The 23,560-nt window shown below is 62.8% G+C and carries 20 protein-coding genes; 6 read left to right on the forward strand and 14 right to left on the reverse strand.

The features are described 5' to 3' along the window. Positions 1-64: 64 nt before the first annotated feature. The 3 genes from GA0061105_RS23140 to GA0061105_RS32940 all read left to right on the forward strand — a co-directional run bounded on the left by GA0061105_RS23140 (position 65) and on the right by GA0061105_RS32940 (position 1,554). Positions 65-958, forward strand: a complete 894-nt coding sequence (locus GA0061105_RS23140) for a uracil-DNA glycosylase (RefSeq protein WP_092753135.1) — start codon at positions 65-67, stop codon at positions 956-958. Positions 959-1,088: 130 nt separating this feature from the next. After that, on the forward strand, positions 1,089-1,280 hold the full coding sequence (locus tag GA0061105_RS23145; RefSeq protein WP_064692334.1) for a hypothetical protein: 192 nt from the start codon (positions 1,089-1,091) through the stop codon (positions 1,278-1,280). 115 nt (positions 1,281-1,395) lie between these two features. Beyond that, a complete protein-coding gene (locus GA0061105_RS32940; protein WP_167358575.1) occupies positions 1,396-1,554 on the forward strand; it encodes a hypothetical protein in 159 nt (52 codons plus the stop codon). On the opposite strand, the gene GA0061105_RS23150 is transcribed toward GA0061105_RS32940, so the two are convergent. Continuing rightward, complete coding sequence (locus GA0061105_RS23150) at positions 1,555-2,427, reverse strand: hypothetical protein (RefSeq protein WP_092753137.1); 873 nt, start codon at positions 2,425-2,427, stop codon at positions 1,555-1,557. Positions 2,428-2,657: 230 nt separating this feature from the next. Beyond that, positions 2,658-3,596 (reverse strand): DMT family transporter, encoded by a 939-nt coding sequence (locus tag GA0061105_RS23155; RefSeq protein WP_092753139.1) that lies wholly within the window; start codon positions 3,594-3,596, stop codon positions 2,658-2,660. Positions 3,597-3,693: 97 nt separating this feature from the next. Between GA0061105_RS23155 and GA0061105_RS23160 the strand changes: the two genes are divergently transcribed. The 3 genes from GA0061105_RS23160 (at position 3,694) to GA0061105_RS23170 (ending at position 9,168) form a co-directional block, all read left to right on the forward strand. Continuing rightward, complete coding sequence (locus GA0061105_RS23160) at positions 3,694-3,924, forward strand: hypothetical protein (RefSeq protein ID WP_092753141.1); 231 nt, start codon at positions 3,694-3,696, stop codon at positions 3,922-3,924. Positions 3,925-4,023: 99 nt separating this feature from the next. After that, on the forward strand, positions 4,024-6,672 hold the full coding sequence (pepN, locus tag GA0061105_RS23165) for an aminopeptidase N (protein WP_092753143.1): 2,649 nt from the start codon (positions 4,024-4,026) through the stop codon (positions 6,670-6,672). Between the two features lie 192 nt (positions 6,673-6,864). Next, on the forward strand, positions 6,865-9,168 hold the full coding sequence (locus GA0061105_RS23170; RefSeq protein ID WP_092753145.1) for a PAS domain-containing sensor histidine kinase: 2,304 nt from the start codon (positions 6,865-6,867) through the stop codon (positions 9,166-9,168). On the opposite strand, the gene GA0061105_RS23175 is transcribed toward GA0061105_RS23170, so the two are convergent. From GA0061105_RS23175 to GA0061105_RS23230, 12 genes are all read right to left on the reverse strand, one after another. Further along, the gene (locus GA0061105_RS23175; protein ID WP_092753147.1) at positions 9,165-12,122 is read right to left on the reverse strand and encodes a bifunctional [glutamine synthetase] adenylyltransferase/[glutamine synthetase]-adenylyl-L-tyrosine phosphorylase; all 2,958 of its coding nucleotides are present in this window, start codon (positions 12,120-12,122) and stop codon (positions 9,165-9,167) included. The two genes, GA0061105_RS23170 and GA0061105_RS23175, sit on opposite strands and share 4 nt — an antisense overlap. Before the next feature lie 135 nt (positions 12,123-12,257). After that, a complete protein-coding gene (locus GA0061105_RS23180; protein ID WP_092753149.1) occupies positions 12,258-13,670 on the reverse strand; it encodes a sensor histidine kinase in 1,413 nt (470 codons plus the stop codon). Further along, the gene (locus tag GA0061105_RS23185; protein WP_425348778.1) at positions 13,667-14,422 is read right to left on the reverse strand and encodes a response regulator transcription factor; all 756 of its coding nucleotides are present in this window, start codon (positions 14,420-14,422) and stop codon (positions 13,667-13,669) included. The genes GA0061105_RS23180 and GA0061105_RS23185 overlap by 4 nt, the downstream gene beginning before the upstream one ends. Positions 14,423-14,484: 62 nt before the next feature. Then, positions 14,485-16,071: a Do family serine endopeptidase gene (locus tag GA0061105_RS23190; RefSeq protein ID WP_092753151.1), complete on the reverse strand. Its 1,587-nt coding sequence runs from the start codon at positions 16,069-16,071 to the stop codon at positions 14,485-14,487. Positions 16,072-16,242: 171 nt separating this feature from the next. Further along, positions 16,243-16,698, reverse strand: coding sequence for a cytochrome c-type biogenesis protein (locus GA0061105_RS23195; protein ID WP_092753153.1), 456 nt, complete (start codon positions 16,696-16,698; stop codon positions 16,243-16,245). After that, on the reverse strand, positions 16,695-18,689 hold the full coding sequence (locus GA0061105_RS23200; protein WP_092753155.1) for a heme lyase CcmF/NrfE family subunit: 1,995 nt from the start codon (positions 18,687-18,689) through the stop codon (positions 16,695-16,697). The genes GA0061105_RS23195 and GA0061105_RS23200 overlap by 4 nt, the downstream gene beginning before the upstream one ends. Next, a complete protein-coding gene (ccmE, locus tag GA0061105_RS23205) occupies positions 18,686-19,168 on the reverse strand; it encodes a cytochrome c maturation protein CcmE (RefSeq protein WP_064697669.1) in 483 nt (160 codons plus the stop codon). Before ccmE ends, GA0061105_RS23200 begins: the two co-directional genes overlap by 4 nt. Next, positions 19,165-20,295, reverse strand: a complete 1,131-nt coding sequence (ccmI, locus tag GA0061105_RS23210; protein ID WP_064692322.1) for a c-type cytochrome biogenesis protein CcmI — start codon at positions 20,293-20,295, stop codon at positions 19,165-19,167. Before ccmI ends, ccmE begins: the two co-directional genes overlap by 4 nt. A 98-nt stretch (positions 20,296-20,393) precedes the next feature. After that, entirely contained in the window at positions 20,394-20,819 is a 426-nt protein-coding gene (locus GA0061105_RS23215; protein ID WP_092753157.1) for a hypothetical protein, read from the reverse strand. A 119-nt stretch (positions 20,820-20,938) separates the two neighbouring features. Continuing rightward, a complete protein-coding gene (locus GA0061105_RS23220; protein WP_064692320.1) occupies positions 20,939-22,342 on the reverse strand; it encodes a sensor histidine kinase in 1,404 nt (467 codons plus the stop codon). Continuing rightward, the gene (locus tag GA0061105_RS23225; RefSeq protein WP_064692319.1) at positions 22,332-23,003 is read right to left on the reverse strand and encodes a response regulator transcription factor; all 672 of its coding nucleotides are present in this window, start codon (positions 23,001-23,003) and stop codon (positions 22,332-22,334) included. The genes GA0061105_RS23220 and GA0061105_RS23225 overlap by 11 nt, the downstream gene beginning before the upstream one ends. A 54-nt stretch (positions 23,004-23,057) precedes the next feature. Further along, positions 23,058-23,306 (reverse strand): hypothetical protein, encoded by a 249-nt coding sequence (locus GA0061105_RS23230; RefSeq protein WP_064692318.1) that lies wholly within the window; start codon positions 23,304-23,306, stop codon positions 23,058-23,060. Between the last annotated feature and the right edge of the window lie 254 nt (positions 23,307-23,560).

Below are 23,560 nucleotides of genomic sequence, written 5' to 3' on the forward strand. Positions count from 1 at the left end.
GGCAAACGCGGCCAATGTGCCGCCTGCCCTTTCAATGCCACGATCTCTTCGCTAGATTTGCCGCATGATCTCCGCCAACGACCTTTCCCCCGCCGAGCTTGCAGCGCTTCTGCATTTCCATGCGGATGCCGGCGTGGAATGGCTGCTGGAAGAGGAAGCGGTCGACCGCTTCGCCGAATTCGAGGAAATGAAGGCGGCACGCCGTCCGGCGGCGCAGGCGCAGCAGGAACGGCCCATTGCTGAGCAACGGCCTTTGCCGGGCGAGCGCCAGACATCGTCTCGTCCGAATGCAGCGGCGCGTCCGGCCCCGGCCTCCGGCCCGCAACCGGCGATCCCGGACGGCGAGGCCGTGCAGCAGGCGCGTTTCGTCGCCGAAGCCGCGCGGTCGCTGAGCGAACTCAAGACCGCGATCGAGGCCTTCAACGGCTGCAATCTCAAGCACAGCGCCCGTTCGACGATTTTTGCCGACGGCGACGCCGACAGCGGCATCATGGTGATCGGCTCGGCGCCGAGCGCCGAAGACGATCGCGAGGGCACGCCATTTTCGGGAAAATCCGGCCAGCTGTTCGACAAGATGCTGGCGGCGATCGGGCTTAACCGTTCCAGCGTCCTGCTGACGCAAGTCATTCCCTGGCGGCCGCCCGGCAACCGCGCGCCATCGCCGGCCGAAATGGACATCTGCCGGCCCTTCATCGAGCGGCAAATTGCGCTCGCCGAACCGCAGGCGATTCTGCTGCTCGGCAATTTCGCTGCGCGGTTTTTCTTCGGGGAAAACGATACGATCCACGGCCTGCGGGGCCGCTGGAGGGAAATTGCCGTCGCCGAGCGCGCCATTCCCACGATCGCCAGCCTGCATCCTCAGGATCTGTTAACCGCACCTGTCAACAAACGGCTGGCCTGGAATGATTTGCTGGCATTTCAGGCGAAGCTTAAGTCCCTCTCTTTACTCAGAAATTAGCCGAAGTAACTATTTTATGAAGCAGCCGTGCAATTTTTGCACGGCTGCTTCGCGTCATGATGCGTTGCGGAATTTATGTTGCGTTGCAATATAGACCTGTGTCTTGGGAGGAATCACAGGAACCAAGGCCATGAACAAGCGATTTCGTCCTACCCATTGCGGGTTTGAAACCCTTCGCCTCGCCGGCGACCAAGTTCGTACCACGCAGGGCTACAGCCGTTTTGGTTTTGCCACGAACGAGCAGATGATTGCCCGCGGCACCGGTATAAACAGCCGCACGGCGCGCCCGAACGCCATTTTCTCCGATTTCCAGCAATATTGAGCGGCAGGCGCTGCAGCACCGCGCCCCTCTTCGAAGGCCAAAGGGCACTGTAATAGTTCGAATTGCTGCATAAAATGTGCAGCCGCCTGCCTTTTTCATGTCAGAGTAACCCAACATGTCGACGATCCTGCTATCGCTTCTGCGCAACATCGAAACCTTCGAGCATATCCGCGCCGCGGTCTGCGCCGCGCAGGAGTACGAGCGCGAGCTTTCAGTGAGGCCTGTCGAGGCCGCTGCGGACTTTGGTGCGGGTACAGCAGCGATCGTCCTCTGATCAGACGGCCACTTCTTTGGTCCGGGCCTTCGCCCATTCGAAGGCTTCGTCGACATAGGCGAATTTGACGGCCTGCCAGGCGCAGTATTCTTCGGCAAAATCCCGCGATATCCAAAGGCGCGTCTTGCGCGGCTCATCATGCCAGCCGACGCAGCCGCGCTGCGCCGCCTTTGCCAGGAGCCGCTGCAGGTGCGTGCGCGACATCATGAAATCGGCGGCGAGCGCGCGGGTTTCGACGCGGCCGACCGGAAATTTGCCGGGCTCGGCGTTTTCTATATCCATCCGGGCGATGAAGTTGTCGACGACGAGGCCGCCGGCCTCCGTCCAGAGAAACAGCGCCACCTGCTCCGGCGGCTCCCGCCAGGCGGCATCTTCCAGGCAATGGCGGGCGATGCGCGGCTGAACGAGCCCCATCAATGATGGATTTGCCTGGAAAAACGCCGCCCTCTCACCGCGGTCGAGCAGGTCAAGCGCCGCAAGATTGGCGTGAATCCAGGCAAACATCGCCTGATGGCTGACATTGGCCGGTTCGAAATGTCGTGGCCGGCGCCGCTGGTCGCCAGGCGTGTGGGTGATGAAGCGGTAGGTATAGAGCTCTTCGATGAAGGCGAGCACGGTGTTGCGGCTCGCCACCTTGTGTGCCGTGATGCGGTCGGTCAGCCGAACCGCGGTAAGACCTGAGGTGGGGTTGCGCGGATCATATTCCAGGTGGAGGGCATAGGCGGTCTGAGTCAGGAGCCAGCGCTGATGGGATGCGAGCAGCCTCGCCAGACGCGGGCCGGCGTCGAACATGCCGCGGGTCTGCCCGGCCAAGAAGCGAATGCTCGTCAGAAAGGAGCCGTTTCCTGACAATTGCTCCGCCGTGAATGCCATTATGCGTTTCTCCACCTCCGCTCGCGGGCCAGCGTTCGGAGCAGTAATATCGAAAGCCGCAAAACGGCCCATTAGACATGCATAGTGTTGAATAAATGATAGTTTCTCATGTTCAACAATCATATTCCGCGGGTCGACGCCATCCTAAGAATTCGCCACTCTTTTCGCTCGCCGGAGGCAAGCCTCGCGCGGCGGCAATCTGCGCGTTAAAATCTTGCCGGTCACGAGCCTCAGGATTGCGGCGTCGTCGCCTTGCGCGCCTCCCGCTGTTCGATCCCCAGCTGATGCTCGCGATAGATGATGAAGATCCCGGCAGCAACGACGATGACGGTGCCGATCAGCATGCTGACGGTCGGCACGTCGCCGAAGACGAAGTAGCCGATGATACCGCCGAGCAGGATCGAGGTATATTCGAACGGCGCGATGGTGGAGACATCGGCATGGCGGTAACTTTCCGTCAGCAGAATCTGCGCGACGCCACCGCAAAAGCCGGCGGCGATCAGATAAAGCGCCGACGGCCATGGCAGGATGAGCCAGCCGAAAGGAAGGGAAGCCAGCGAGAAAATCGACGCGGTGAGCGAAAAATACAGCACGATCGTCGCAGTCTTCTCCTCCTCGACGAGGCGTCGCACCTGGATCATCGCCATGCCGCCGAGAACGGCCGAGAGCAGCACGCATAGCGCGCCGAGGGCCTGTTCGGCTTCGATGCCGCCGTCACGAAACAGCGTCAGTTTCGGCCAGGAGACGATGGCGACGCCGACGATGCCGACGAGGACGGCGCTCCACCGATAGATGCGTACGGTTTCGCCGAGAAAAACCGCGGCGAAGACAACGGCGACAAGCGGCAAGGCGTAGCCGAGCGCGATCGCTTCCGGCAGCGGCAGATGCAGCAGGCCGTAGAAGCCGAAAGCCATCGACAGGATGCCGATCGTGCCGCGTTTCAGGTGGCCGACCGGGTTGGCGGTATGGAAGGCTGTGCGCAGCTGGCCGATATAGGCGAGATAGGCCATGATCGGGAAGAGCGCGAAGAAAGACCTGCAAAAGGTGACCTGACCCGGCGGGATATCCGACCCTGCCAGCTTGATGAAGGTCTGCATGGCCAGGAAGACCACGACCGACGAGACTTTCAGCGCGATGCCTCTCATCGGGTTTCTGAGAACCGAGTGCATGATCCTGGCTCTAATGCTGACTTAAACAAAACGGGAAGACGCGTTCGACTCGGGAACGCAACAGGTGATGACGCCATCGTAGCTAAAGAAAATCGAGATGGGCGAAAAAACCGCAACAAAACCGGATAATTGCCAAATCACCTTCCGCCGCTCGGCCAAGAGGACTGCGATGAGCTTGGCGGCTACGGCGTCAGTCGCGCAGACCGAAAGCGACGATCAAGGCCGAGCTCAATCTGTGATAGCGCCCGTTCTCCCGACCGCGGCATGCATCGGTTTCGAACAGGGTATTTTGCCCGTGAACTTCGACCTCACCGGCAATTTGCTTTAACTTTAGTTCAGACTTTAATGTAATCATGCCCGGCAATTTAGGCAGAGCGCGCACGCCTCTGTATCCGCGGTTGTCAAATAACGGTCTTCAGGAAACACCATGCGAACAGATACCGGCCAGGTCATTCATCTGGCAGATTACCGTCCCACCGACTTCGTGCTGGAACGCGTGGACCTGACATTCGAACTCGATCCGACGGAGACAAAGGTCGAAGCGCGTCTCATCTTTCATCGCCGCCCTGGCGCCGACATTGCGGCGCCGATCGTGCTCGACGGTGACGAGCTGGCGCTGGCCGGGCTGCTGCTCGACCAGGTGGAGCTTGACCACTCGCGTTATGATGCAACGCCGGAAAGCCTGACCGTGCGCGACCTGCCGGAGAGCGCACCCTTTGAGCTGACGATCACCACGATCATCAATCCCGAGGCCAATACCCAGCTGATGGGGCTCTACCGCACCGGCGGCATCTACTGCACGCAGTGCGAGGCCGAAGGCTTCCGCCGCATCACCTATTTCCCCGATCGGCCCGATGTGCTTGCGCCGTTCACGGTCAACATCATCGCCGACAAGGACGCCAACCCGCTGTTGCTATCGAACGGCAACTTCCTCGGCGGCGCCGGCTACGGCCCCGGCAAGCATTTCGCCGCATGGTTCGACCCGCATCCGAAGCCGAGCTACCTCTTCGCCCTCGTGGCCGGCGATCTCGGCGTCGTCGAAGACACGTTCACCACCATGTCCGACCGGGAGGTGGTGCTGAAGATCTATGTCGAGCACGGCAAGGAGTCGCGCGCGGCCTATGCCATGGATGCGCTGAAGCGCTCGATGAAGTGGGACGAAGAGCGGTTCGGGCGCGAATACGATCTCGACATCTTCATGATCGTCGCCGTCTCCGACTTCAACATGGGCGCGATGGAGAACAAGGGCCTCAACATCTTCAACGACAAATACGTGCTCGCCGACCCCGAGACCGCGACCGATGCCGACTATGCCAATATCGAGGCGATCATCGCGCATGAATATTTCCACAACTGGACCGGCAACCGCATCACCTGCCGCGACTGGTTCCAGCTGTGCCTCAAGGAAGGCCTGACGGTTTATCGCGACCAGGAATTTTCCTCCGATCAGCGCTCGCGCCCGGTCAAGCGCATCGCCGATGTGCGCCATCTGAAATCCGAGCAGTTTCCGGAGGATGGCGGCCCACTCGCCCATCCGGTGCGGCCGACGACATATCGCGAGATCAACAATTTCTACACGAGGACCGTCTACGAGAAGGGCAGCGAAGTCACGCGGATGATCGCGACGCTCATCGGCAGGGATGGCTTCAAGAAGGGCATGGATCTTTATTTCGACCGCCACGATGGCCAGGCCGTGACGATCGAGGATTTCGTCAAATGTTTCGAGGACGCGAGCGGTCGGGACCTCGCGCAGTTCTCGCTCTGGTACCATCAGGCCGGCACGCCGCTCGTCACCGCATCGGGCAGCTACGATGCGGCGGCAGGCAGCTTCACCCTGTCGCTCGAACAGATGATTCCGGCAACACCCGGCCAGTCGAGCAAGGAACCGATGCATATTCCGCTCAGCCTGGCGTTCTTCGGCGAAAACGGCGGCAAGATCGAGCCGACTTCGGTCGAAGGCGCCGAATATGCCGACGAGGTGCTGCATCTCACAGGCCGCACGCAGACGGCAGTATTCAAAGGCGTCGGCTCGCGGCCAGTCGTCTCGATCAACCGCAGCTTCTCGGCGCCGATCAACCTGCATTTCGACCAGAGCCCTGTCGATCTCGCCCATCTCGCCCGCCACGAGACGGATCATTTCGCCCGCTGGCAGGCGCTGACAGATCTGGCGCTGCCGAACCTTCTGAAAGCCGCCCGCGATTCGCGTGAGGGCAAGCCCGTCGCCTGCGAGGCGACCTTCGTCGAGACGCTGGTTGCGGCCGCAGCCGACGAGAGCCTCGAGCCCGCCTTCCGCGCCCAGGCGCTGGCTCTGCCGAGTGAATCAGATATTGCCCGCGAACTCGGCAGCAATAACGATCCCGACGCCATCCATGCCGGCCGGCAGGCGATCCTGAAACAGATCGCCGATGCCGGAAAGAGTGTCTTTGCCGGTCTGTACGCGTCAATGACGACATCAGGCGATTTCAGCCCGGATGCCAAAAGCGCTGGCCTGCGCGCACTGCGCAATAGCGCCCTCGCCTACGTCTCCTATGCCGAACAGACGCCGGTTCGTGCCAAGGCCGCCTTCGAGGCCGCCAACAATATGACCGATCTCAGCCATGCGCTGACGCTTCTCGTCCATCATTTTCCCGAGAGTGCAGAGACGAGCGAGGCGCTGGCCGCCTTCCGCGACCGCTTCGCAGAAAACGCACTCGTCATCGACAAATGGTTCTCGATCCAGGCCGGCATCCCGGGCGCCAAGGCCCTGGAACGGGTACGCGCCCTGATGGAGAATTCGCTGTTCAAGCGCACCAATCCTAACCGGATGCGGGCGCTGGTCGGGACCTTCGCCTTTGCCAACCCGACCGGCTTCGGCCGTGCAGACGGCGAAGGCTATCGTTTCCTGGCCGGGCAAATTCTCGAAATCGACGAGCGCAACCCGCAGCTTGCCGCTCGCATTCTGACATCGATGCGCTCCTGGCGCTCGCTGGAGCCGACGCGCGCCGAACACGCCCGAGCGGCGCTGATCGAGATCGAACGGTCGCCCGACCTTTCCACAGACGTTCGCGATATCGTGGAGCGCACGCTCAAAGGGTGATTTGCCGGCGCTGGCCGTCGCGCAGGCTGCGGCGGCCGTCTCGCCTCGCGATTCGAATCGCCCAAACAATCCGCAAATATAAATAGTTAACGGATTTTTACCTTTACCTCTGGACAAGGCGAATCACCCATGATTCTCTAGGTCAGGTTCGAGCGAGCGGCGCGCGAATCACACGAGGGACAAGGCGAAGAGATGATGGACGTGCGACGGGCAACCGTGGCCGGAGGACGGCTGCGTGTCGATTTTGACGGGCTGAAAGCCTGGCGAAACAGCCTTTCCGGTCATGCGACATCGGAACCGCTCCTTCGTCACCTGCCGAAGGCGGAGCTCATCTTGAAGCGCGCCATTCCGGCGCTGATAGTCGCCTTCCTCTCCGTCGTCGCCGCCTCGCATTTCTTCGGCATGATGAGCGAATATGCCCGGCTCGAGGCCTCCGCCCGCCACGCCACGGCGCTCTCGGCGGCGACCGCCTCGGCAGTTTTTGCGGACGCGTCCGACATCTTCGACAGCGGCGATATCGGCCAGGCGCAGGCCCGCCTCGCCAAGTTCCTGCCTCAGGACCGGCTGGACAGCGGCGCTTTCGTGCTGCTGGTGCAGGCCAGCGGCAAGGTTTTTGCCGCGACGACCGCCGGGCTTTCGCATGTCGGCAACAATGTCGGCGATTTCTTCCCCGAGGTCTCGGCGATCCGCCGTTTCGGCGATCGGGCCGGCGTCATCGAAACCACGATCGGCGGCGTGCCGCACTATGCCGAGATCACGCTGATGGGCAATGCCGGCGGCTTTATCGTTGCCGCCACCTCGCTCGACGAGATCAGCCGGCTCTGGCGCGAGGAGCTGGCGCTCAACGTCACGCTGTTTGCCGGCATCTCGTCGATCCTGCTCGTCATCCTCTACGCCTACTATACCCAGGTGAAGCGCGCCCGCGACGCCGACGATATCTTCCTGGAATCGAACCTGCGCGTCGAGACGGCGCTGTCGCGCGGCCGCTGCGGCCTCTGGGACTTCGATTTCGAGAACCGTGAATTCTTCTGGTCGCGCTCGATGTACGACATGCTCGGCCTGCCGGGTTCGGACAAGACGATGGGTTTTGGCGAGGCTGCGCGGCTGATGCACCCGGATGACGGCGGCCTCTACGAGATCGCGCGGGCCATCGCCAAGGGCCACTCCGGCCAGGTCGACCAGATCTTCCGCATGCGCCACGCCGGCGGCCACTATGTCTGGATGCGCGCCCGCGCCCAGGTGATCCGCAGCAATTCCGGCCGCATGCACCTGATCGGCATCGCCATGGATGTGACCGAACAGCACCGGCTGGCCCAGCGCTATGCGGAAGCCGACCAGCGGCTCGCCGACGCCATCGAATGCACCTCCGAAGCCTTCGTGCTCTGGGACAAGAACGACCGGCTCGTCATGTGCAATACGCATTTCCAGCAGGCCTACGGCCTGCCGGACAACGTGCTGGTGCCCGGCACCGAGCGCTCGATCGTCAATGCCGCCGCCGCTCGCCCCGTCATCGAGCGGCGTGTCGCCGATGCTGATGGGTCGGGGCGCACGACGGAGGTGCAACTCGCCGACGAGCGCTGGCTGCAGATCAACGAACGCCGCACCCGCGACGGCGGCAAGGTCTCGGTCGGCACCGACATCACGCTGATGAAACGCCACCAGGAGCGGTTGCGCGAATCCGAACGCCGGCTGATGGCGACGATCGGCGATCTCTCCGCCTCGCGCCAGACGCTGGAACTCCAGAAGGCCGAGCTTTCGACAGCCAACGCCAATTACCAGGCTGAGAAGGAACGCGCCGAGGCCGCCAACAAGGCGAAATCGGAGTTCCTGGCCAACATGTCGCATGAGCTGCGCACACCGCTCAACGCCATCCTCGGCTTCTCCGAGATCCTGCAGAACCAGATGTTCGGGCCGCTCGGCTCGCTGAAATACGACGAATATGCACGCGATATCCACGACAGCGGCAAACATCTGCTCAACGTCATCAGCGACATTCTCGACATGTCGAAGATAGAGGCCGGCCATCTCAGGCTGCACCGCGAGCGCATCGATCTGGTGCCGCTGATCGAGGAGAGCCTGCGCTTCACCGCCATTCCGGCGGCCGAAAAAGACATCGTCATCGAGCAGCGCATTTCGTCTGGCCTGACGCTGACGGCCGACCGGCGGGCGATGAAGCAGGTGCTGCTCAACCTGCTCTCCAATGCGGTGAAGTTCACCGACAATGGCGGCCGCATCGCGGTGCGTACCCGCCGCGTCGACGGCGCCGTCTTCGTCACCATCGCCGATACCGGCATCGGCATTCCCCGCTCGGCGCTGTCGAAGATCGGTCAGCCGTTCGAACAGGTGCAGAGCCAATACGCCAAGAGCAAGGGCGGTTCCGGCCTCGGACTTGCCATCTCGCGCTCGCTGACCTCGCTGCATGGCGGCCGCATGAAGATCCGCTCCCGCGAAGCTGTGGGCACGGTGATCTCACTGCGCATCCCGGATGATGTCTAAGCTTTCACGGTATTGACGAATATCTTTCTCACCGCTTTTGAAAGCCGTTTCACCTCTCCCTCCAGGGTCTTGATGTCAGGGCAGTCGCCGGCGCGGCAGACGAGTTCGGTGAGGCCAGCGGGCGCGTCGTTCGGATCGAACTCGCTGTCGATGCAGAGTCGGATCAGCTGTGAAAGACTGGTGTAGAGCGCGAAGGCTTCGAGGCATGTGTCGAGATCGGCCGCCGGCATCAGCCGGCCGCCAAGCAGCTTAAGAGCCTCGCCCGTGCTCTTGCCATTCACGGTAACGCCGGCGCCCCTGGTTGGCGCGATCAACGCCAGGTATTGGGCGATGAATTCGAGATCGATGACGCCTCCGGGTATCTGCTTCAAGTCCCAGGGGCCGGATGGCGGCTTTTCCTTGTCGATCAGTTCGCGCATCTCGGCAACGTCGTGCGCCACCTTGGCGATGTCGCGATCGGCCGTCAGCACTTCGCGGACGATATGCTCCGCCTCGGCGATCAGGCTGTCATCGCCTGAGATCAGCCGGGCGCGGCTGAGCGCCATATGCTCCCAAGTCCAGGCCTCCTCACGCTGGTACTTGCGGAAGGCATTGATACGGGTGGCAACCGGCCCCTTGTTGCCGGAGGGGCGCAGCCGCATATCGACCTCATAAAGCACGCCCTCGGCCGTCGGGGCCGACAAGGCGGCGATCAGTCGCTGGGTGATGCGGGTGAAGTAGCGTGTCGCGTCGAGCGGCTTCGGCCCATCGGATTCGGAAGCCGCGTCGTCATAATCATAGAGCAGGATCAGATCGATGTCCGAACCCGCCGTCAGCTCGAAGCTACCGAGCTTGCCCATTCCGGCAACGGCGATGCGGCCGCCGGGATAATCGCCATGCGCGGCCCGCATCTCGCTCGTCACGGCATCGAGCGCCGCCGTGATGATGAGATCGGCGAGATGGGTGAAGGCGCGGGCGGCCATGGCCCCATTGATCGCGCCGGTGAGCAGGCGGATGCCGATCAGGAAACGCTGTTCGGCGGCGAAAATGCGCAACCGGTCGAGCACCTCCTCATAATGACGTGCCTGGACGAGTGAGCCCTTCAGGCGCTCGCCGAGATAGTCGCGCGTCGGCAGTTCGGCCATCAGGCCTGGATCGAGCATGCCGTCGAAGACATGCGGCTTGGCGGCGATCACCTCGGCCAGCCGGGGCGCCGACGACATGATGTTGACGATCAGCGACAGCAGCGCCGGATTGCTGCCGAGCAGCGAAAAGAGCTGGATACCGGCGGGAAGGCCGGAGATGAAGCTATCGAAGCGCAGCAGCGCCTCATCGGCGCGCTTGCTTTCGCCGAAAACGCGCAGCAGCTCGGGTGTCAGCTCCGTCAGCCTTTCCCGCGCCTCCACCGATTGCGTCGCGCGATAGCGGCCATAATGCCAGGTGCGGATGATGCGGGAAATGTCGGATGGCCTGGTGAAGCCGAGCTTCTTCAGCGTCACCAGCGTATCCGGATCGTCGCCCTGGCCGGTAAAGACGAGGTTTCCGGTTTCGGTCGAAAGCTTGCTCTCCTGCTCAAAAAGGCGGGCGTAACGCCGCTCCACCGTCTTCAGCACGCCGACCAGCCTTTCGGAAAAGCTCGGCGTGTCGGAAAAGCCCATCATGAAGGCGATACGCTTCAGATCGGCATCGGTCTCCGGCAGCAGATGAGTCTGCTCGTCGCGCACCATCTGGATGCGATGCTCGACGTCACGCAGGAACCAGTAGGCGTCCGTCAGCTCGTCGCGCGTCTGCGCATCGATCCATTTCGCCTTGGTGAGTTCGCCGAGTGTCTCCTCCGTCGCCCGGCCGCGCAGCGCCGGCATGCGACCGCCGGCGATCAGCTGCTGCGTCTGGACGAAGAACTCGATCTCGCGGATGCCGCCGCGGCCGAGCTTGACATTATGGCCCTTCACCGCAATCGCACCATGGCCCTTATGCGCGTGGATCTGCCGCTTGATCGAATGGATATCTGATATCGCAGCGTAATCGAGGTATTTGCGGAAGACGAAAGGGGCAAGCCCACGCAGGAATTCTTCGCCGGCCGCCAGATCTCCGGCGACAGCGCGCGCCTTGATGAAGGCGGCCCGCTCCCAGTTCTGGCCTCTGCCCTCGTAATAGATCATCGCCGCGTCGACTGGGATCGCCAGCGGCGTCGAGCCGGGATCGGGACGCAATCTCAGATCGGTGCGGAAGACGTAGCCATCCGCGGTGCGCTCCTGCAGGATGCGCACCAGCCGGCGCATCAGCCTCGGAAAGATGTCGATCGCGTCATCCGGATCGGGCACGATGCCTGCCTGTTCGTCGAAGAAGACGACGAGATCGATATCGGAGGAATAGTTGAGTTCGGACGCGCCGAGCTTGCCCATTCCGAGCACGATCAGGCCCGAGCCCTCACTTGGTTTTGCCGGATCGTGCAGCCTGAGCTTTCCGCCTTCATGCGCCGAAAGCAGCAGATGGTCTATCGCGGCCGCGACCGTAGCTTCGGCAAGCGCGCTCAGCCAGGCTGTTGTCGTGCGGCTGTCGAAAATGCGGGAGAGATCGGCGAGCGCAACAAGGAAAGCAGCCTTGCGCTTGATGATGCGCAGCCTGCTCATCACCACCGATTCCGCGGGTGCGGGCCCGTCGTCTTCCGGCCGCCAGCAGCCCCGCGCCTCGACGATCAGCGCTTCGATCTGCGGTTCCAGCGGTTCGTTGATGGCGGCAGTGAGGATGGCCGGGTCGAGATTGACAATTTCGCGCAGGTAGGGCGACAGCGTCAGTACGGCGGCGATGAAATCGCGCAGCCGCCCTTCCGCCTTCAGCATCGCGGCCACCGAAGGCTCGCTTTTGCCCGCATCCTGAAGATCGGTCAGCGCCAGCTTCAGCTCCGTCTGGCTCAGCGGACGCAGCAGCCCTTCGGCGACATCCTTCAGGCCATGCGTCGATTTCGTCAGCATTCGCTCTCCCTGGCTCTCCATAGCAGGTAGCGACCACCAGAATCGCGGCCCGCCGCCTTCGTTCCGATTAACTTAGGGTCCTGGCGGAAAACCGCCAATATGCGATTAAGCCTATCGAATTTCGGCACAAGCCGTTCAGGCAGCCTTGGCAGGGAAGATCATGCTGACGGTCAGTCCGCGCTGTTCGGGTTTGTCGGGGTTGGTGTCGGAGAGCTCCAGACGGCCGTTATGCAGCTCCATCACCGCCTCTACCAGCGAGAGTCCAAGCCCGGTGCCCGGCTTCGAGCGGCTTTCGTCGAGGCGAACGAAGCGCTTCACCACGTCATCGCGCCGGTCAGCCGGAACGCCAGGCCCATGGTCGGCCACCGACAGGCAGATGCCGTCCGGCCGGCGGGCAAGCTTCAGCACCACCTCGCCCGCTCCTTGCGTATCGGAGGAGTATTTGATCGCATTGTCGAGCAGATTGAAGATCGCCTGGCCGATCAGCTCGCGATTGCCCTGCACCTCGATGCCCGGCTCGACGCTGGCGCTGAGGCCGAGACCGGCTTCCTCCGCCGCCGGTTCGTAAAGTTCGGCGCTGTCGGAAACGATGGCCGAAAGCTCGACCGGCGACATCTCCGCAGCGACCGATCCCGCCTCGACGCGGGAGATCATCAGCAGGGCGTTGAAGGTGCGGATCAGCTGATCCGATTCGGAAATGATGCCTTCAAGCGCTGCGCGACGCGTGTCGCCATTGGTCATATCGAGCGCATCGGCCGCCTTGTTGCGCAGCCGCGTCAAGGGCGTCTTCAGATCGTGGGCGATGTTGTCGGAGACTTGGCGCAAGCCTTCGTTCAGCTTCTCTATGCGTTCGAGCATGGTGTTCAGCGACACAGACAGCCGGTCAAATTCATCGCCGGATCCGCCGACCGGGAGGCGCTGTGACAGATCGCCCGCCATGATCTTCTTGCTCGCATCCGACATGCGGTCGATGCGTTTCAAGGCGTTGCGGCCGATGCCGAACCAGATGATGATCGCGCCGAGCCCCATGATCGCCAAAGCCACCATCAGTGCCTGGCGCACCAGCAGGCGGAAACGCTCGGGGTCGCCGAGGTCGCGGCCGACGAGAATTCTCAAGCCATTGTCGAGCACGAATATATTGGCGATCGCCTTGTGCCGGCGCTCGACACCGCCACCGTCGGTATAACGCTGATAAGCGAAGGGAGCCGAGGTCCAGCCGACTTCCTCGAAGACACCAGGCTGCACCGAGGCGACATTGCCGGCGAGAATGTCCCCAGAGGGACCGGCGATGATGTAGAGATTGGCCCCAGGCTGGCGGGCACGCCGCTCCATGGTACGCAGCAGAAGGTTCATGCCGCCTGTATCATAGGCGCGCTGCACCTGCTCCACCTCCTGCCGAACGGCATCGCGGATCTGGCCCGTCAGCAGCCGTTCCGACATCGCCGTCACATAGAAGACGAGCGTCGCGGCGCAAATGGCAAAGAGCAAAATGTAGAGTGCCGAAAGGCGGACTGCAGTGGACTTGAAGAGAACCCTGAAGCGGCTCATCCCTCATCCTTGATCATATACCCCGCGCCCCGAATGGTTTTCAGGAGCGGCTGGCTGAAGTCCTTCTCGATCTTCGAGCGCAGGCGCGAGACGTGGACGTCGATGACGTTTGTCTGCGGATCGAAATGATAATCCCAGACGTTTTCGAGCAGCATGGTGCGGGTCACCACCTGGCCGGCATTCTTCATCAGATATTCGAGCAGGCGGAATTCGCGCGGCTGCAGCGGGATTTCCCTGCCGCCGCGGCGCACCTCGTGGGAGAGCCGGTCGAGTTCCAGATCGCCGACGCGATAGACGACGTCCTGCTCCGGCGTGCCCTTGCGGCGGCCGAGCACTTCGACACGCGCCAGCAACTCGCTGAAGGCATAGGGCTTTGGCAGGTAATCGTCGCCGCCGGCCCGAAGGCCGGTCACGCGGTCATCGACCTGGCCGAGCGCGGAGAGGATGAGGACCGGCGTATGGATGCCCTTGCGGCGCAATTCGCTGATGACGGAAAGCCCGTCCCGGCGCGGCAGCATGCGGTCGATGACAATGACGTCATAGGTATTTTCCGACCCCATGAACAAGCCGGCCTCGCCGTCGCTGGCGTGATCGGCGACGATGCCCGCCTCGCGAAAGGCTTTCGTGAGGTAGGCCGCGGCTTCGAGATCATCTTCGATGATGAGAATCTTCATGCGGCCGACATTACCCACCGGCTGCGTTTCGGCAAGGCTCAAAGCATCCTGCTGCGGAGCGGCGCTCATCGCGGTCATCCTTGAAAGGTCAGAAGAAATGCCGCGCGGACCGCAGTCCGCACGGCTCCGGTTTTTGGGTATCAGCCCTGGCCGTTGATCGGAAGCGCGACGAAACGGCTTCCTTCGCTGGACTGGATCTGGAACAGCGCGCGGGTGCGGCCGTCCTTCTTGGCCTGGTTCAGCACCTTGACGACATCGGCAGCGCTGGAGACCTCCTGGTTGTTGACCGAGGTGATCTTTTCGCCTTCCTTGATGCCCTTGTCGGCAGCATCCGAATCCGGATCGATGCCGGTGATCGCCAGGCCCTTGCCGTCGTCGGAAGGACCGACCGTCAGGCCGAGATCGGCAAGCGCCTTCTCGGAAGCCGGTGCTTCAGGTTGCTGCGGCTGGTTATTGTCGTCGGCGCTGGCATCCTTCTGATCGGCCGGCAACGTGCCGAGTTCGACGGTGAGCGACTGGGCCTTGCCGGCACGCCAGACCGAAAGCTCGGCCTTGCTGCCCGGCTGCATCGCGCCGATGCGGCGGCTGAGATCACGGGCATCCTTGATCGTCTCGCCATTCAGCGCCGTGACGACGTCGCCGGCCTTCATGCCGGCCTTGTCACCCGGCGCGCCCGGCTGCGGGGCGACGACGAGGGCACCGCTCGGCTCGGAAAGGCCAATGGATTCGGCGATGTCTTTGGTCACCGGCTGGATCTGGACACCCAGCCAGCCGCGCGAAACCTGGCCATCCTTCATCAGATCGGCGACGACATCCTTGGCGGTCGAGGCCGGAATGGCGAAGGCAATGCCGACGCTGCCGCCGGACGGCGAGAAGATCGCGGTATTGATGCCGACGACTTCGCCGTTGAGGTTGAAGGTCGGGCCGCCGGAGTTGCCGCGGTTCACGGCCGCATCCACCTGCAGGTAATCGTCATAGGGACCCGAGCCGATATCACGGCCGCGGGCCGAGACGATGCCTGCCGTGACCGTGCCGCCGAGGCCGAAGGGATTGCCGACGGCGACGACCCAGTCGCCGACACGGACATTGTTGTCGTCGGCCCAGTTGACATAAGTGAACTTCTTGCCCTTGCCGTCGACCTTCAGCACCGCGAGATCGGTGCGCGGATCCCTGCCGATCAGCTTGGCATCGAGTTCGGTGCCGTCATTCATGACGGCGACGAAAGCCTGGCCATCGGAAACAACGTGGTTGTTGGTGACGATGTAGCCGTCCTCGGAGATGAAGAAGCCGGAGCCTTGGGCGACCGGGCGCAGACGACCCTTGCCGGGACCATTCGGGCCGCCCGGACCGTTCTGGCCGAAGCGCCGCTGGTGGCCCTGCTGGTCGTTCGGGTCCTGGCCGAACTGGCGGAAGAAGCGCTTCAGCGGGTGATCGTCAGGCAGGTCGTCGAAACCGCGGCCGTTGAAATCGAAGGAGAACCCGTCATTATTGTCGGCGACGGGATTGACGCGGTTTTCGACGCGCACCGACACGACGGCGGGTGAAACGGCATCGACGACATTGGCGAAGCTCGGCACGGCAGGCGCCTGAACCTTGACAGCTTCGGCATAAGACCGGGTGATTTCGAGCGGAACGCCGGTTGCGAGCACAGTGGCTGCGATACCGGCGACGGTAGAAGCCTTGAGCACAGTGGCGAGGGACGGACGTCCGTTGAAATTCTTCAGCATTAGAGCACCTTCTCTTGTTCTTAGATCTTCACACCGGCAGTACCGGATCAGTCGATGACTGAAGATATAGGACGCCTCACCTTACTGCGAACTGTCCGGTCCATGAAAAGTTTGTAATGTTTGGAATGTTTGCTTGGCGGCATCGCGAGAGATGATTGGCCGTTTAGGACGTCACTTGTCCAGAAGCTCGTTCAGTCGCGCCTGTTCTTCCCCGGTCAGTTTGCTGCCCGTCGGCCTCCCTACCCTCTTGCGCGCAAAGACCAGCAGCGACACCCCCCCGGCAAGGACCAGCAGCACCGGGGCGCCCCAGAGCAATACCGTTCTGATGCTGAACCGCGGCTTCAGCAGCACGAACTCGCCGTAGCGCGAGACGATATAGTTCAGCACAGCCTCGTCGCTGTCGCCGCCGCGAATGCGTTCACGCACCAGCAGGCGCAGGTCCTTGGCCAACTCGGCATCGGAATCGTCGATCGACTGGTTCTGGCAGACCATGCAGCGCAGTTCGGCGGACAGGGCGCGGGCGCGGGCCTCCAGCGCCGGATCGGCCAGCACCTCGTCGGGATTGACAGCGAAAGCCGGCGTGGCGATTAGCATCAGGGCAAAAGCCAGGGAGAGTCGCCGCATCATTCCGCCGGCTCCATGGCAGGCGCTGCCGGTTTTGCCTTGGCCTTTCTGCGCGGGGCGCCGACGCGCAGGCGCCGGTCGGAGAGCGAGACGAAGCCGCCGAGGGCCATGAGTACGCTTCCGCCCCAGATGCAGAGGATGAATGGCTTCCACCAGATACGCACGACGATGCCGCCGCTGTTGGTGGCGTCGCCGAGCGAAACATAGAGTTGGCTGAGGCCGAAGGTCAGGATGCCGGCCTCCGTCGTCGGCATCTGGCGGGCGGTATAGAGCCGCTTGGCCGACCAGGTGTCGGCAACGGCGACACCGGCGCGCCGGATCGTGAAGTGGCCGCGCTCCTCGGTGTAGTTCGGCCCCTTGGCCGCCCGCATGCCGTCGAACTGCAGGCTGTAACCGCCAGCCTCGACCGTCTCACCCGGCTTCATCTCGACGACATGCTCGCTCTGGAAGGTGGTGACGGCGACAATGCCGAGCACCGTGACGCCGAGCCCGGCATGGGCGAGTGCAGTGCCGAAGGCCGAGCGCGGCAGGCCGGTCAGGCGGCGCCAGGCGACAGAGCCCGCCACCTTGCCGATGCCGGCGCGATACCAGAGATCGGCAACGGCGCCGAGGATGAGGAACAGCCCGGCCGCCAACCCGAGTAGCGACAGCACCGGCCCTCCATGTTCGATATAGAAAAAGATGACCGCGGCGGCGAAAGCGAGAGCCGCGACGGCATAGAGCCGCTGCAGCGCGCCAAGCAGATCGCCGCGCTTCCAGGCAAGCAGTGGCCCGAACGGCACGATGACAATCAGCGGCGCCATCAGCAGGCCGAAGGTCAAATTGAAGAAGGGTGGTCCGACGGAGATCTTGTCGCCGGTCAGCGTCTCCAGCAGCAGCGGATAGAGCGTGCCTGTGAGAACCGTGCCGCAGGCAACCGTCAGGATCAAATTGTTGAGAACGAGCGCGCCCTCGCGCGAAATCGGCGCGAACAGACCGCCGGCCGAGAGCCGCGGTGCGCGGAAGGCAAACAGCGATAGCGCGCCGCCGATGAAAATCAGCAGGATCGAGAGAATGAAAACGCCGCGGGTGGGGTCGCTGGCAAAGGCATGCACCGAAGTCAGCACGCCCGATCGCACCAGGAAGGTACCCATCAGCGACAGCGAGAAGGTCAGGATGGCGAGCAGCACCGTCCAGATCTTCAGCGCCTCGCGCTTCTCCATGACGAGGGCCGAATGCAGAAGCGCGGTGCCGGCCAGCCACGGCATGAAGGAGGCGTTTTCCACAGGGTCCCAGAACCACCAGCCGCCCCAGCCGAGTTCGTAATAGGCCCAGTAGGAACCCATTGCGATGCCGAGGGTCAGGAAAGTCCAGGCAGTCAGCGCCCAGGGCCTGACCCAGCGGGCCCACGCAGCGTCGATGCGCCCTTCGATGAGGGCCGCAACGGCGAAGGAGAAGCAGACGGAGAAGCCGACATAACCGAGATAGAGCAGCGGCGGGTGAATGGCGAGGCCGATATCCTGCAGCACCGGATTGAGATCACGTCCCTCGGCCGGCGCCGGGTCGAGCCGCAGGAAGGGATTGGAGGTCAGAAGAATGAACAGCGTGAAGGCGAGCGATATCCAGGCCTGCACAGCCAGCACATTGGCTTTCAGCGTCTCCGGCAGATTGCCGCCGAAGACGGCGACGAGCGCGCTGAATAGCGTCAGGATCAACAGCCAGAGCAGCATCGATCCCTCGTGATTGCCCCAGACGCCGGAATATTTGTAGATCAGCGGCACCAGCGAATGCGAATTCTCCCAGACATTCTCGACCGAAAAGTCCGAGACGACATGGGCATAGGTCAAAACGGCGAAGGCAAAGGTGACGAGCGCAAACATCACCATCGAGCCGACGCTCGCCACATCCATCATCGCCGGATCATGGCGGCGGGCGCCGATCACCGGCACGACCGAGACGATGAGCGCCGTCGCCAGCGCCAGCACCAGTGCGTAATGGCCGATCTCGATGATCATGGCGTCGCTTTCGCCTCCTGCCCTTGACCTGCTCCCCCTTGGCCTTCCTGCCACAGCCCCTGCGACTTCAGCCGGTCGGCCACGTCCTTCGGCATATAGGTCTCGTCATGCTTGGCAAGCACGGTATCGGCGGTAAAGATGTTCGTGCCTGACGTAAACATGCCTTCGGTGACGACGCCCTGGCCCTCGCGGAACAGATCGGGCAGGATGCCGGTATATTTGACCTTCACCGCATTGGCGCTGCCGTCGGTAACGGAAAACTCCACCGTCGAGCCGGCGCCGCGCACGACGCTGCCCGCCCCGACCAGGCCGCCGAGGCGGATGCGGGTTTCCGGCGCCACCGGCGTCTTGGCGAGATCGGCCGGCATGTAGAAATAGGCCACCGACTGGCTGAAGGCGAACATCACCAAAAACACCGCGGCAATGATGAAACTCATCCCGCCGGCGATCACCGCAAGGCGCTTCTGCTTGCGCGTCATTGCGTCATTCCCTCCGTGGCAATGCCAAGTTCCCTGGCAAGCGCCAGCAATTGCCGGCCCTGCTCGCCGGGCGGCGGAAAGGCGGCAAGCCCCCGCTTCAGGGCGTCGGCTGCGCGATCCTTGTCTTTCAATACGGCATAAGAGCGGACGAGCCGCATCCATCCCTCAAAATTGTTGGGATCCTCGCTGAGTTTGGCATCGAGGCTTTCGACCATGCCGCGGATCATCTGCTGGCGGTCGCCGGCGCTCATGTTTTCAGCCGCCGCCACATCTTCCGACGTCGGTCCGCCAGGTGCCGCCGGCTCGGCGGCAGCGCCGCCGTTCTTGGCGATGTGTTCATTGACCAGCGGCAGCCAGGGTGCATCGGCCGGCGATTGTTGCGCCAGCGCCTCGAAGGCCCGGCGCGCCTCGTCGGTCCGTCCCGCCTGCTCCATGCCGAGCGCGACGTAGAAGCGGGCACGGGGGTTGTCAGGCTCCAGCGTCAGCGACTGCTCCAGCACTTGCCGCGCCTCCTCCGTCACCACGCCATCGGAGACCGCCATCAACGCTTCGGCGAGGCCGTCGAGCCGGATCGGGCTCGGGCCGAGAAGCCGGATCGCGTTGCGGTAGGCGACCTGCGCATCGGCTATCCGCATGGTGCGGAAATAGATCGGTGCCAATACGTCCCAACCCTTGCCGTCGTCGGGATTTTCGGCCAGATGCCGTTCCGCCTTGGCGATCAGCACCGCCACGTCATCGCCAGGATTTTCCAGCCGCGCTTCCAGCGGCTGCGATGGCAGGTCCGGCCTGCCGGTCGTCAGATAGAGACAGAGCCCGAGCACCGGCAGGATCAACAGGACGAAGACTTCGATGATGCGGTGATGCCTTATCGGTTTCTCTATCGCCTCCGGCTCGCCGGCAGAGACGGCGATCAGCCGCCGGCCGATTTCGGCCCTGGCGTAATCAGCCTCCTCGGGGGTGATCAGCCCGCTGGCAAGATCTCGGTCGAGTTCGCGCAACTGGTCGCGATAGACTGCCGCCTCGCCGGCGCGGCTGTTCTGCGCCACCTTCGCGTCGCGCAGAAGGGGGTAAAGCAGGATGACGGCGACGGCTGCCGTCAGAACGGCAACGAGAATCCAGAACAGCATATCGGCCCCAATACGTGAAGCGCCCGGCTATTCCAACTGCCAAAGCCGGAATGACGAAGATTTGAGGCTATTGGCCGCAATTCAGATCGGAGGTGGCCTCAACCGAGCGGCGACCAGCTGCCGTCTTCGTTGCGGCAGGCAGCACCCCGCGCCACGGTGTCCTTGCCGTCGACGGTCAGCGTATGGGTATATTGCCGGCAATTCTGCGAACCGACCTGATAGGGTGCTGCCGCCACCACCTTGCCTGTGACGTCGTTGCCATTCCAGACCACCGGCTGGCCGACCGCCGCCCCTTCCAGCGCCCGATATTCCGCCTCAAGCGCCCGCTGCTTGTTGCTATCGCTCAAGCTCACGCCGCTGCGGCCGACAATGCCGCCCTGAAGCGCCGTGATGAAGGCGGCCGATGCGGAGGGTTTGCTCGAAAAAATGCCACGCGAAGCAGGGCCCTTCGTCGTCGTGCAGCCCGACAGCACGACGACGAGAAGAAGGGCGGAAACCATCATGCCTTGCGAGCGTAGAATCATTGCGTCGAACCGCGATCAGAGGTCAAATTCAGCCGATCGAAGTGCAGCGTCCCCGTGTCAGCATTAAGGCAAAAGCATGCTATACGTTTGCCACTATCTTTGTGACATCAAGCGGTTGGTCATGCAACATCCTTTGTGACGCCAGGCAGGATTAGCTTCGCCTTCAGCCCGCCCCATTCACCACGCGAGAGCTCGAGGCGCCCCTGGTACTCGTTGGAAATCTCGGTGACGATCGAAAGGCCGAGCCCGGTTCCGGGCTTGCTTTCATCGAGCCTGCGGCCGCGTTTCAGCGCCTCGCGGATCTGGTCGGGTTCGAGACCAGGCCCGTCATCCTCGACGGCAAGCTCCACCCAGCGCCGGCGGGCGCTCGCCTCCGCCCCCTTCACGTCCTCGCCGGCCTCGACGGCCGAAAGCCGCACCCTGCTCTTGGCAAAACGCGCCGCATTTTCCAGCAGATTGCCGACGGTCTCCTCGAGATCCTGCTGTTCCATGGCGACGGCAAGATGCGGCGGCTGGACGACGAGATCGAATTCGGTATCGACATTCAGCCGGCGCATGACACGCACCAGCCGTTCCAGCGCCGGCTCGGCGTCGGTGCGGGCGAGCACGGATTCGCGCTGTGCGGCGATGCGGGCGCGGTTGAGATAGGACTGCACCTGCCCCTGCATCGATTCCGCCTGGCTGCGCACCAGTTCGCCATGAGATTTTTCGAGCACACGCGCCTCGTTGAGCAGAACGGCGATCGGCGTCTTCAGCGAATGAGCGAGATTGCCGACCTGCATGCGCGCCCGCTCGACGATGCGGCGGTTGCTGTCGATCAATGCGTTCACCTCGTTGGCAAGCGGCAGGATTTCGCGCGGAAAGTCGCCTTTCAGCTGCTCGCTCTCGCCGGCGCGGATGCGCTCCAATGCGGCACGTGCCTTGTCGAGCGGCTTCAGGCCGTAGAGGATCGCCAGCGCATTGACGATCAGGCTGCCGACGCCGAAGCCGGCGAGCGCCAGATAGAGGCTGTGGGAAAAGGTGCGCACATCGTCTTCGACGACATCGACATTGCCGGTGACGCGGAAGCGCGCCGCACGCCCGTCAGTATCGAGCACCACTTCGGTTTCGGCCACCTGTACGCGGTTACCGGAGGCGTCCGTCACCTGGTAGTAGCGCTCGTAATTCTTGTCGAAGGGCGCCTCGACGACGGAAGGCACCGGAATGAGCGCCGAACCGAGCGAGGGCGACACCAGCGGCGCGGTGGTATAGGTGCCAAGGGGTTCAACCACCCAATACCAGCCGGTCTTCGGCTGGGCAAAACGCAGATCGCCGAGCTGCGGGCTGCCGCTCAACGCCCCCTGATCGCCGATCGTAACCGAGTTGATGACGTTATAGAGCTGGGCTCGCAGCAGATCCTGGAAACCGCGTTCGGCGCTCTTGCGGTAGAGCGTCGAGATCAGCAGGCCGATCACCACCAGGGCCACCGTCGACCAGACCGTGGTCAGCAGCAACACACGTGCGGTGAGCGACTTAATTCGCATGTTTCGGCGCTTGGATTCGGTAGCCGAGACCGCGCACCGTTTCGATCAGGTCGACGCCCATCTTCTTGCGCAGACGGCCGACGAAGACCTCGATCGTGTTGGAATCGCGGTCGAAGTCCTGGTCGTACATGTGCTCGACCAGCTCCGTTCGCGAGACGACCTCGCCCATGTGATGCATGAGATAGGCGAGCAGGCGATATTCGTGCGAAGTCAGCTTCAGCGTCGTGCCATTGACCGTTGCCTTCGACGACTTAGTATCGAGCCGCACCGGGCCGCAGACGATCTCAGAGGATGCATGCCCGGCGGCGCGCCGGATCAACGCCCGAATGCGCGCCAGCACTTCCTCGACATGGAAGGGCTTGGTGACATAGTCGTCGGCGCCGGCGTCGATGCCGGCGACCTTGTCGCTCCAGCGATCACGCGCCGTCAGAATCAAAACCGGCATGCCGCGGCCGGCGCCGCGCCATTTTTCCAGCACGGTCACGCCGTCCATCTCCGGCAGGCCGATATCGAGGATGATGGCGTCATAGGGTTCGGTATCGCCGAGGAAATGACCTTCTTCACCATCGAACGCCTGATCGACGACATAGCCCGCCTCCTTCAGCGTGTCGGCGAGCTGCCGGTTCAGGTTGACGTCGTCTTCGATTACCAGGATGCGCATCGTTCCGCCTTCGTCCGCTTCAAATCGATCGTGTTTTGAATAGACCGATTCCGGTTACATCGGAACCTTTACCGTTACCTTGCGTGGACGCTGGCCATTGCCCGACACGAGAACGGTAATGATGCAGCTATCGCCCACCGGTTGCACAGACAGGAGCTGGCCGCCCGTCTGCTCGACGACCTGGGCTGCGGCGGCGCTGCAATCGCCTGCCACGCGCAGGACGTAGGTGCCTGCGCCATCCGGTGAGGGCGCCGATACCACCAGTCCGGCGGCCACTACTGCGACGCTCAGAGGAAAGGCCATGTCTTATGCTTTCAAGGGTAATTCCAACTTGCTGCGAATATGTACTCAAGCGACCTGAATGGCAAATGAATGCGTTGTAAAACAGGGCGTTTAGAACCGTTCTCGACTGCTTGGCAGAATCGATTTCAGCCCCTTGAATCCGCCGCTGCCGCAAGTGCGGACCGTCCCTCGGGCGCCCGAAAACGATGTCTCCCAACCCTGGTATCGGATGTTGGCCAGCGCCTCCGGCGAGGTTGGAAAGCCGGGTCGCCGCG

The sequence above is a fragment of the Rhizobium aethiopicum genome, assembly GCF_900094625.1.
Lineage (GTDB): Bacteria > Pseudomonadota > Alphaproteobacteria > Rhizobiales > Rhizobiaceae > Rhizobium > Rhizobium aethiopicum.